Below are 238 nucleotides of genomic sequence, written 5' to 3'. Positions count from 1 at the left end.
CCTTTTCGGAGGGACTTTCATTGAGGCCTTGTAGACGAAATTCTCGCGATTGATGATGTCCAGGGTATTTCCCTTCCTTTTCGGAGGGACTTTCATTGAGGCAAGTCGAAGGACTGGCCGGGTCGCCGCGAATACGAAATTTCCCTTCCTTTTCGGAGGGACTTTCATTGAGGCGTTCGCTAACCCCGGCCAGCGCGGCGGCCTGTGCAAATTTCCCTTCCTTTTCGGAGGGACTTTC

General features: G+C 53.4%; 1 protein-coding gene. It reads right to left on the bottom strand.

Going from position 1 to position 238, the window contains the following annotated elements:
• A partial coding sequence (locus HMPREF2928_RS09190) for a hypothetical protein (RefSeq protein ID WP_210399877.1) occupies nucleotides 1-238 on the bottom strand: 238 nt, incomplete at both ends.

The organism is Rothia sp. HMSC072B04 (assembly GCF_001813725.1).
GTDB lineage: Bacteria > Actinomycetota > Actinomycetes > Actinomycetales > Micrococcaceae > Rothia > Rothia mucilaginosa.
Note: the sequence above shows the minus strand (reverse complement) of the source record. Positions and strands in the feature narration are given on the sequence as shown.